10 protein-coding genes and 1 pseudogene are annotated in these 8,637 nt (G+C 67.4%); 7 read left to right on the top strand and 4 right to left on the bottom strand.

Features of this window, described 5'->3' with window-relative positions; all coding sequences use genetic code 11:
• Together ACWC91_RS40965 and ACWC91_RS40960 are read left to right on the top strand one after the other, a co-directional pair.
• Positions 1 to 356, top strand: a 356-nt coding sequence (locus ACWC91_RS40965; RefSeq protein WP_450644595.1) for a hypothetical protein, incomplete at its 5' end; no start/stop codon positions are given.
• Positions 298 to 780: pseudogene (locus tag ACWC91_RS40960) on the top strand (Tn3 family transposase); the annotation flags it as partial. The gene ACWC91_RS40965 and the pseudogene ACWC91_RS40960, both read left to right, overlap by 59 nt.
• Positions 781 to 1,036: 256 nt before the next feature.
• On the opposite strand, the gene ACWC91_RS40955 reads toward ACWC91_RS40960, so the two are convergent.
• From ACWC91_RS40955 to ACWC91_RS40945, 3 genes are read right to left on the bottom strand one after another with little or no spacing between them, the layout of a single operon-like run.
• Complete coding sequence (locus ACWC91_RS40955) at positions 1,037 to 1,123, bottom strand: hypothetical protein (RefSeq protein WP_450644597.1); 87 nt, start codon at positions 1,121 to 1,123, stop codon at positions 1,037 to 1,039.
• Between the two features lie 47 nt (positions 1,124 to 1,170).
• The gene (locus ACWC91_RS40950; protein ID WP_450644593.1) at positions 1,171 to 1,803 is read right to left on the bottom strand and encodes an SDR family oxidoreductase; all 633 of its coding nucleotides are present in this window, start codon (positions 1,801 to 1,803) and stop codon (positions 1,171 to 1,173) included.
• 52 nt (positions 1,804 to 1,855) lie between these two features.
• Positions 1,856 to 2,311 (bottom strand): lipocalin-like domain-containing protein, encoded by a 456-nt coding sequence (locus tag ACWC91_RS40945; RefSeq protein ID WP_450644591.1) that lies wholly within the window; start codon positions 2,309 to 2,311, stop codon positions 1,856 to 1,858.
• 349 nt (positions 2,312 to 2,660) lie between these two features.
• Between ACWC91_RS40945 and ACWC91_RS40940 the strand changes: the two genes are divergently transcribed.
• From ACWC91_RS40940 to ACWC91_RS40920, 5 genes are all read left to right on the top strand, one after another.
• Positions 2,661 to 3,335, top strand: a complete 675-nt coding sequence (locus ACWC91_RS40940; protein WP_376506200.1) for a trimeric intracellular cation channel family protein — start codon at positions 2,661 to 2,663, stop codon at positions 3,333 to 3,335.
• Position 3,336: 1 nt separating this feature from the next.
• Positions 3,337 to 4,662, top strand: coding sequence for an amidohydrolase (locus ACWC91_RS40935; RefSeq protein ID WP_450644589.1), 1,326 nt, complete (start codon positions 3,337 to 3,339; stop codon positions 4,660 to 4,662).
• Positions 4,663 to 4,936: 274 nt separating this feature from the next.
• Complete coding sequence (locus ACWC91_RS40930; RefSeq protein WP_450644587.1) at positions 4,937 to 5,509, top strand: NADPH-dependent FMN reductase; 573 nt, start codon at positions 4,937 to 4,939, stop codon at positions 5,507 to 5,509.
• A 70-nt stretch (positions 5,510 to 5,579) separates the two neighbouring features.
• Positions 5,580 to 5,996, top strand: coding sequence for a hypothetical protein (locus ACWC91_RS40925; protein WP_376506206.1), 417 nt, complete (start codon positions 5,580 to 5,582; stop codon positions 5,994 to 5,996).
• 62 nt (positions 5,997 to 6,058) lie between these two features.
• Positions 6,059 to 7,339, top strand: a complete 1,281-nt coding sequence (locus ACWC91_RS40920; RefSeq protein WP_376506208.1) for a threonine/serine exporter family protein — start codon at positions 6,059 to 6,061, stop codon at positions 7,337 to 7,339.
• 198 nt (positions 7,340 to 7,537) lie between these two features.
• Here the strand turns inward: ACWC91_RS40920 and ACWC91_RS40915 are convergent, their stop codons facing one another.
• The gene (locus ACWC91_RS40915; RefSeq protein WP_450644585.1) at positions 7,538 to 8,455 is read right to left on the bottom strand and encodes an NADP-dependent oxidoreductase; all 918 of its coding nucleotides are present in this window, start codon (positions 8,453 to 8,455) and stop codon (positions 7,538 to 7,540) included.
• Positions 8,456 to 8,637: the final 182 nt, after the last annotated feature.

Below are 8,637 nucleotides of genomic sequence, written 5' to 3'. Positions count from 1 at the left end.
ACAGGCTTCAAGCCTGCCACGCCACCCCGCTCACCGGCCGCTTCGCGCCCGTGGACTACAGGGCGCGCCGCATCGCCCGGTGCGGGATGCCCGCGCACGTCAGTCTGGAGTCGATGCTGCGGGAGAGGTACCTGGAGACCGGGTCCCTGCACCAGGCCCTGCGCCGCCTGGGACTGCACCCGATCCTGGGCTCCTCCGTCCTGACCGCGCGCACAGCCGACGACTACGCACCCGAATTCGACGTCGACCCCACCACGCCGATGCTCGTCGAGACGCGCTCCACCGAGGACCAACACCCGCGGCTACGACCTGATCCGCATGCTCTCCCGGGACGGCAAGCCGACCGGTCTGGGTGACGCGTTCGCCCACTACGGGCGGATCTTCAAGACCCTGCGCCTGCTCCAGTTCGTGTCCGACGAGGGATACCGGCGCATGATCGGCGCCCAGCTCAACGTCACCGAGGCCCGCCACCGCCTCGCCCGGAAGATCTTCTTCGGGCAGCGCGGTGAACTGCGCCAGCACTACCGCGAGGGCATGGAGGACCAGCTCGGCGCGCTCGGCCCGGCCCTCAACAGCCTCTACATCGACGCCGCCGTCAAGCAGCTCGCCGCCGACGGCTTCCCCGTCACCGACGAGCTGCTCGCCCGCCACTCCCCGCTCCAGTACGACCACATCAACTTGCTCGGCCGCTACGCCTTCCCCCGGCCGACCGCGCCGAGCCTGCGTCAGCTGCGCGACCCGCACAGCCACGACGAGACCGAGGACGTCGAGGACGAGTAGCCGCGGGCCCGTACAGTCGAAGCGGCGGCCAGGGGTCAGCCGCCGCCTGTTCACTGCACTTCAGCGCGGGCTCAGGCGGGCTCCGTCCGGATACGAACTGCGGCCTTTGGGATGGCAGGAGACCGGATGCCGTCGGGGAGAACCTCGTCACCATCCACCCTGTCGAGGAAGACCCGCCCGAGCATTCCGGCGGCCCGTTGTGACCGACGGGTGCTGGCGCTACCGTGGCGTCCCCTGCTGCAATTCCCGTCGACTGTCATTGCGCAGTCTTCGAGCCGCCGTCGATGGGAATGGTCTGCCCGGTGATGGACTTTGCGCTGTCGGAGGCGAGGAAGAGCGCCAGTGCGGCGATGTCGCCGGCGTCGGTGAAGCGTTTGAGGGACTGGATGCTCAGGCGTCGGCGGTGACGTCCGCCAGGCTGCGTCCGCCGGCATCGGCCCGGCCCTGCAGGACCCGCTGGATGCGGTCGCCGGCGACAGCGCCCGGTGCGATGGCGTTGACGCGGATCCCGCCGTCCCCGAGTTCGATGGCGAGGGTCTCGGTGAGGCCGATCAGTCCGCGCTTGGTGGTCGCATAGGGGCTGCGGTTCGGGTAGCCGTAGCGTCCGCCGACGGAGGACATCATCAGTACAACGCCGGAGTCGGACTTCTTCAGGAAGGGGATGGATAGCCGGGTGACGTTGAAGGTGCCGGTGAGATTGAGGGCCAGCACCTTCTCCCACTGATCTGGGTCCATCTCTTCCACTGGTGCGGTGGGACCGGAGATGCCCGCGTTGTTGACCAGCACGTCGATGCCGCCGAGGGCGTGGGCCGCGGCCTCGACGAAGGCCTCGACCGAGGGCCGGTCGGACACGTCGCAGACTGTTCCGGTGATCATCGGATTGGCCTCGGTGATCTGTTCGAGGGCGCGTTCATCGATGTCGCAGATGTGCACCCGGTCGCCATTGGCCGCGAAGGCCCTGGCCGTCGCGAGGCCGATGCCGACGGCTCCCGCCGTCACGACGACTCGTCGTCCAGTGTTCATGAGGGTCCCTCCTCGGTCGTAGCGGCTGCGCTGCCCGGTTGCTCGCGCGGGGTCAGCCGGGTTCGGCGCGGCGCCAGGTGAGGGCCGAGTTGACGGTCTTGCCGCTCGACGTGATGGGGGATGCGGTGCTCAGGCGCAGCGTGTCGCCTTCGAGTTGCACGACGCGCGGTTGCGTCTGGCCGGTCCAGTTGGGGTACAGGGACAAGAACATGGAGTGTGTGAGGGTCTGCTTCTCCTCGTCGACGTGGAACGGTCCCGAGTAGGCGATGTAGGAGGTCGCTTCCGCCGTGTACTCCGCGGTCGTGCCGTCGAACCAGTCCCTGGAGGCGAAGCCGGGACGGTCGGGTTTGGACAGCTGCGCGGACATGTACCCGTCGGGGGTGTACATGATGATGCCCTGCGGTTCATGGCCCAGCGGCTCGAACGGCTCGGAACCGTCCACCGGGATCTCTCGGTACGACACCAGCTTCCAGGCGCCGATCAGCCGTTTACGCAGACTCTCAGCCATCACTGCCTCCATCGATCAGTGCGCCGTTCCGCTCCGACAGGCCAGCCGGCATCGCGTGTGGCGGCTGGACTCAACCCACCCGTGAAGATGATTTAGGGGCCGGCCGGAATCCGCTCGGCCCGTCGCGCCGTCCGGGTGCCGAGTACGGAAGGTTGGCACTCCCCTGCTCGGGGGTGACCCCACACCTGCTCAGTGGATCTCGCCACCCATACGGCACCTGATCCGCGAACGGACGTCACCGTCGCAGTCCGGCCGGCCAGTGACCGGGGAAGCTGCCTCGTATGCCATGCCCGGCGGGCACGTGGCGCCTTTGGCTGCTTCGATGGTGGAAGTGTGAAGGGAGACGTTGGTGTCTGTGGCCCGGGCGTTGTCGCCCGAGAGTGTGACGGAGCTGACCCGGGCGCTGGACCTGAGCGGGGTGTTCGCCAACGGCACGCTCGGCGGGGTGCTGGCCCGGGCCCGTCGTCTGGACCTGTTCGGCTTCCTGGTCATCGGCATCGTCTCCGGCCTGGGCGGCGGAATCCTCCGCGACACCCTGCTGCAGCACGGCACACCCGTGGCCCTGACCGACTACACCTATCTCACGGTCGCCACTGCCGGCACCCTGCTGGCTTTCGTAGCCGACCTGAGCCGCCACACGTCCGGTTGGGCCTTCAATCTCCTGGATGCCGCGGCGCTGAGCGTCTGGGCGGTCGCCGGGGCGCAGAAGACCCTCGCTGTCGGCCTGGGCTGGCTGCCGGCCGTGCTGCTGGGCACCATCACAGCGGTCGGCGGCGGGGCGATCCGGGACTTGTTGCTCGGGCGGACCCCTTCCATCTTCGGCGGCACACCGTTGTACGCGACCGTCGCGATCGTGGTGAGCGCGGTGATGGTCCTCTGCAGCCGGCTCGGCGCACCCGCCGTAGGCGTCCTGGCCGGAATCACGGTCGGTGTCTCGCTGCGGCTGGCCGCGTTCACCTGGGGCTGGAAGCTGCCGGGTAGCCGCGACTGGCGGCCGGGGCCGTCCAGGGACGGGGATCCGTGACATGAACGGGGCTGCGATCACCCGCGAGAAGGAGGAGTACACAGCCATGACGCTCAAGGACTCCGCGGATGCTGTCCTGGCCGGGCTCGGTGACATCCGGTCCGAGCTCGAAGAGGTCTACAAGGACTTGCACGCCCACCCCGAGTTGGGACATCAGGAGCACCGCACCGCGACCCGTGTGGCGGAACGCCTGAGCAACTGCGGCTACCAGGTGCACGAGGGGATCGGCGGCACCGGTGTGATCGGTGTGCTGGCCAACGGTGAGGGTCCGACCGTTTTGCTGCGGGCCGACATGGACGCCCTGCCGGTCCTTGAGGAGACCGGTCTGCCCTACGCCAGCACGGCCGAAGCCACGGACGCTTCCGGCCGCCGGGTGCCCGTGGCGCATGCCTGCGGTCACGACATGCACGTCACCTGTCTGCTGGGGGCCGCGCGGCTCATGGCCGCCGCGCCGGGGGCGTGGCAGGGCACGCTGGTGGCCTTGTTCCAGCCTGCCGAAGAGCCGGGGGACGGTGCTGACAGGATGCTCGCCGACGGGCTGACCGACCGTGTTCCCCGCCCGGACGTGGCATTCGCCCAGCATGTGCTTCCCTATCCGGCCGGGCAGGTCGGTACCCGCGCCGGATCCTTTCTCTCCGCGGCGGACAATGTGAAGATCACGGTCCATGGACGGGGCGCTCACGGCTCGGCACCGCAGGCCGCCATCGACCCGGTGGTGATCGCCTCGATGATCGTCGTCCGTCTCCAGACGATCGTCTCGCGCGAGCTGGCCGCCACCCAGCCGGTCGTGGTCACGGTGGGCTCCGTCCAGGCGGGCTCGAGCGGCAACGTGATCCCGGAGTCGGCCGAACTGCTGGTGAACGTGCGCACGTACGACGACGAGACCCGGCGGGCCGTCCTGGCCGCCGTGCGGCGCATCGTCGATGCCGAGTGTGACGCCTCCGGGGCGACTCGTGCGCCGCAGATCGAGGAGGGCACCCGCTTTCCGCCGACCGTCAACGACGACGTGGTGACCCGCGAGGTCTCCGACGCTTTCGCCGCGCTGTTCGGGGAGCGCGCGGTCACCATCGAGCTGCAGAGCGCCAGCGAGGACTTCAGCCGGACCCCGGACGCCTTCGGCGCCCCGTACACCTACTGGGCCCTGGGCTGTGTCGATCTGGACGCCTACCAGGCCGCCCGGCAACGCGGCACCGTGGCTCAGGAGATCCCGGTCAACCACAGCCCCCGCTTCGCACCAGTCCTGCAGCCCACACTGGACACCGGCGTCCAGGCCCTGGTCACAGCCGCACTCGCCCATCTCGGGAAACCGGGCCGTATGAGCCGATGAGCTTTCCGGCCGGTTCGCCTCTGATGCCGCAGCACAGAGCAATCGACCGCCTCGGCGGCAGTCTGCGCAGCTGGCGCGGCTGCGGTTCTCAGTGCCCTGCTTCGCACCTCCGTTAAGGAATGCGGGTGGGCGGCGGTGGACGCATGCGGTCACCTGGACGGATCTGCCAGCACGCGCTCCGCTCCCGGCCGTGGTTTCGTTCCTTGCGGAACTCCCTGTCCGTCCGAGCGCGCGATACGCAAGAACGCAAGACGCGTATTGAATCGAGGAACCGATGACTACGTACAGAGTCGGCTACTTCGTGGGAAGTCTGGCGACTCATTCCATCAACCGGACGCTCTCGAAAGCTCTGATCCGGCTGGCCCCATCTGATTTGGAATTCTTTGAGATCCCGATCAAGGAACTACCCCTCTACAGTTACGACTACGACAGCGACTACCCCGCCGAGGGCAAGGCACTCAAGGATGCCATCGCCTCCTCTGACGCCGTCCTATTCGTGACCCCTGAGTACAACCGATCCATTCCGGGCGCCCTTAAAAACGCCATCGACTGGGCCAGTCGCCCCTGGGGGAGCAACTCATTCGCGCACAAACCCTCCGCTGTGATCGGAGCGTCCCCCGGCACCCTCGGCACTGCCCTCGCCCAGCAGAGCCTGCGCGCTGTCCTGAGCTTCTGTGACTCGCCGCAAATGAATGCACCGGAGGCGTATGTCAGATTCAAGCCCGATGTTTTCACCAGTGATGGTGAAGTCGTCGACGAGCATACGGAACTTTTCCTCCGAGACTTCATGGAGGAATTCCGGGATCACGTGGTCCGGGTTCTCACTGTGCTCCCGCGAAAACCATGAAACATGCGGGTTTGGGTACGTCACCCTCAACGAGAAGCGACACGAAGGGGTTCATATGGGTCAGCCACGGATGAACGAAGAGCGCTTCTACCTGTATCCCATGAAACGTGTAGCTGCCGTTCTGGATAACGAAGAACGGTATACGGCCGCCTGTCATCAATTGGAACAAGCCGGGATCAATCTGTCCCACGTGAACGTGCTGAAGGGGCCGGAAGGGCAGCGACTCCTTGACAGCGAGGGAACCTCTCATGGCCTTTACAGCCGCTTCATGCGTGGGCTGCAGCATGGGGGTTACGAAGGTGAAACGGTAGCGGCTCACTCTGCTGCCTTGAGCCAGGGAAAATGGCTGATCTTCGTTCCGGTGCGGGGCAAGAACGAGGCCAGGCGGACGGTCGACATCCTCCGATCACACGGGGGCAGCGAAATTTTCCACTTCCGCCGATGGGCAGTGCAGTTCTTTCCACCGGCCCATCGATTGAAGCCGTAACGGACTACGATGCCTTAGCGCCCTGAACCCTGGTGTTCCCGGCGCCGGCAAAGGAGGCGGGCATGGGGCATGCGGCCGCCGGCCTGGACGATCTGACCGCCTTCCTTGCCCGTCTCACCGCCTTGCTGCTGCGTTCTTCCGGCGAGGGCGCCTACTCCATCGAGCGGGCTGTGGGCACCAGCGCTCACGCCTTCGGAGGCCAGGCGTCCGTAGTCCTCGTGCCCGAAGCGGCCGTGCTCTCGATCGCCGCGGCCGACGGCCGCATGCGTACGGTCTGCGTGCACGGCTTCCCGGAGGTAATCCGGCTGGACCAAGCCGCGGAACTCAAGCCCTTCCTGGCCGACGTAGAGGCGGGCAAGCTCAAGGTGGCCGAGGCCGACCGCAGGCTGGCGCGCATCGAGGCCGCACCGCCTCCGTACCCCTGGTGGCTCAAGTTCCTCGGCGTCCTGCTGTTCTCCCTGGGCTTCGCCCCGCTGGTCCAGCCCACCTGGTACGAGATCACCACCACAGCCGTCCTGGGAGCGATCGCCGCGGCGCTCGTGGTCGCCGCCGTTCACGCGCCGCGACTGTCCAAAGTCCTCCCCTTGGTGGTCTCAGCTGTCGTCTCCGTCGTCACCATCGAAGTGTTCACCGGCGATCCGGCACACGGCGGCCCGGTTCTGCTGATGCTCCCGGCGCTGTTCTACTTCGTTCCCGGTGACTTCCTGAGCGCATCGACCACCGAGCTGGCCGTCGGCCTCATCACCACTGGCGCGATCCGGCTCGTCTACTCCATATTTCTGCTCGTCCAGCTCTACCTCGGCGTCCTGCTGGGCCTATTCGTCACCGGTGCCCCCCTCAACGCTCTCTTCGACACCGCCGCCGGCGCCGACCTGCCCAAGTGGGCACTGATCCTGGGCGGGATCGCCTTCACCGCCGGCACGGTCCTGGCCTTCGCAATCCCCCACCGCTTCTTCGGGACTCTCCTTGTGCTGGTCTACGCCACCGTCGGGGTGCAGTCACTGTTCACCAAGCTGATCCGGGAGACCGGGGGCACATTCGTCGCTGCCGTGGTGCTGGCCGCCGCAGCCAATCTGCTGGACCGCAACCCCGCCCGCCCGCCTCGCTTGATCCTCATCCTTCCTGGCTTCTTCACCCTCACCGTCGGCTCGCTGGGCCTGCGCGGCCTGACCACACTGGCCGGCGGTTACGTCATCGAAGGCTTCCAAGACCTGCAGAAACTCATCACGATCGTCACCGCCATCGCCCTCGGACTGGTCGTCGGTATGGCACTCACGCATGCCCGCACCACAACGCGGCCCACCTCTCCCCATGCCCCCTCGATGCCTCAGCGACCACCCTGACCATGTCTCTGCCGCGCCGCTCACGGCAGCTCATGTGCAGACCGTGGACAGTGGCGCCTGCGCCCCGGCCAGCCGTGCGACTGTTCCACCGGTCGTCGTCGGCGCCCGCTGGACCTCGAAAACCGACGGTAATCCGCGACGACACCCAGATCGCCGTGGAGGCGCCGCCCTCGTTCGCCGGGCCCGCCGCCCGAGTCCTCACGGACAAACGCGGATGATCGTCTTCCCCTGACGTCGCTCGGTCGGGTTGAGGGCGGCGACGGCATCGTCGAGGGGCGCGACGTTGCCGATGTTCGTGCGCAGTCGTCCGTCCCGCACCCGCTGGACGATCTCTCCCAGTTGGGCACGATCGGACTCGACAACGAAGTCGATCGCCAGGCCGTGGGCGGGCCGCGCCTCAGGCGGCCCAACGACGGTTACCAGTGTTCCTCCAGCCCGGATCAGGCCTGCGGATCGCTTCTGGATGTCGCCGCCGATGACGTCGAAGACCAGGTCGACTTCGCCAACGTCTTCCAGGGTGTCGTTGTCGAGGTCGACGAACTCCATTGCGCCGAAGTCGAGTGCCTTCCGGCGGTCAGCGGCACGTCCGGTGCCGATGACGTGGGCGCCGAACTCACGGGCGAGCTGCGTCACCATCGTCCCGACTGCGCCGGCCGCGCCGTGCGCGAGGACGCTCTGTCCCGACTGGAGGTGGCCGTGCTGGAACAGTCCCTGCCACGCGGTGAGGCCTGAGATCGGAAGGCTAGCGCCCACGGTGAAGTCCACGTCGCCCGGCAGCGGCGCGAGGTTGCGTGCCTCGACGGCCGCGTACTCGGCGAGGGTGCCGTCGCGATGCCAGTCGGTGAGGCCGAACACGCGCTGTCCCACCGCGAGACCCGTCGTGCCGTAGCCGAGGGCAGTGACCACTCCGGCCAGCTCATGTCCGGGGATCGACGGTGTTCGGTCGCGGTCGAGGCGATCGGTCCAGGTCGAGGGCCACGCCATCTCGGTCGGGACGAATCCCGACGCATGAATCTGAACGACGACATCGTTTATCGCCGGCTCCGGCTCGGGCCGCTCCGTCAGCGTCATCCCAGCCGTTCCTGCGGCCTGGTCCGTGACCACGATCGCTTTCATTTGGACACCTCTCTGCATCAGTCCTCGCCCGCACGGCGCCTACGGGTTCATGAGTGTTAGTCGTGTCAGCGCTCGGCGTCTTACCCCCTGATCGGCACGGGTGTGGAGCGAGGACACCGTTGTCAAACGCCGCTTCGAACCGACTCACCGCTTCCCCGGCACAGGCGCACCACTACCGCACC

The organism is Streptomyces sp. NPDC001204 (assembly GCF_053598035.1).
Note: the sequence above shows the minus strand (reverse complement) of the source record. Positions and strands in the feature narration are given on the sequence as shown.

What these genes read in the sequence shown, in the direction of transcription:
- ACWC91_RS40950 (WP_450644593.1), bottom strand. Translation starts at nt 1,803, where the DNA reads ATGAACACTGGACGACGAGTCGTCGTGACGGCGGGAGCCGTCGGCATC.
- ACWC91_RS40945 (WP_450644591.1), bottom strand. Translation starts at nt 2,311, where the DNA reads ATGGCTGAGAGTCTGCGTAAACGGCTGATCGGCGCCTGGAAGCTGGTG.
- ACWC91_RS40935 (WP_450644589.1), top strand. Translation starts at nt 3,337, where the DNA reads ATGAACGGGGCTGCGATCACCCGCGAGAAGGAGGAGTACACAGCCATG.
- ACWC91_RS40930 (WP_450644587.1), top strand. Translation starts at nt 4,937, where the DNA reads ATGACTACGTACAGAGTCGGCTACTTCGTGGGAAGTCTGGCGACTCAT.
- ACWC91_RS40925 (WP_376506206.1), top strand. Translation starts at nt 5,580, where the DNA reads ATGAACGAAGAGCGCTTCTACCTGTATCCCATGAAACGTGTAGCTGCC.
- ACWC91_RS40920 (WP_376506208.1), top strand. Translation starts at nt 6,059, where the DNA reads ATGGGGCATGCGGCCGCCGGCCTGGACGATCTGACCGCCTTCCTTGCC.
- ACWC91_RS40915 (WP_450644585.1), bottom strand. Translation starts at nt 8,455, where the DNA reads ATGAAAGCGATCGTGGTCACGGACCAGGCCGCAGGAACGGCTGGGATG.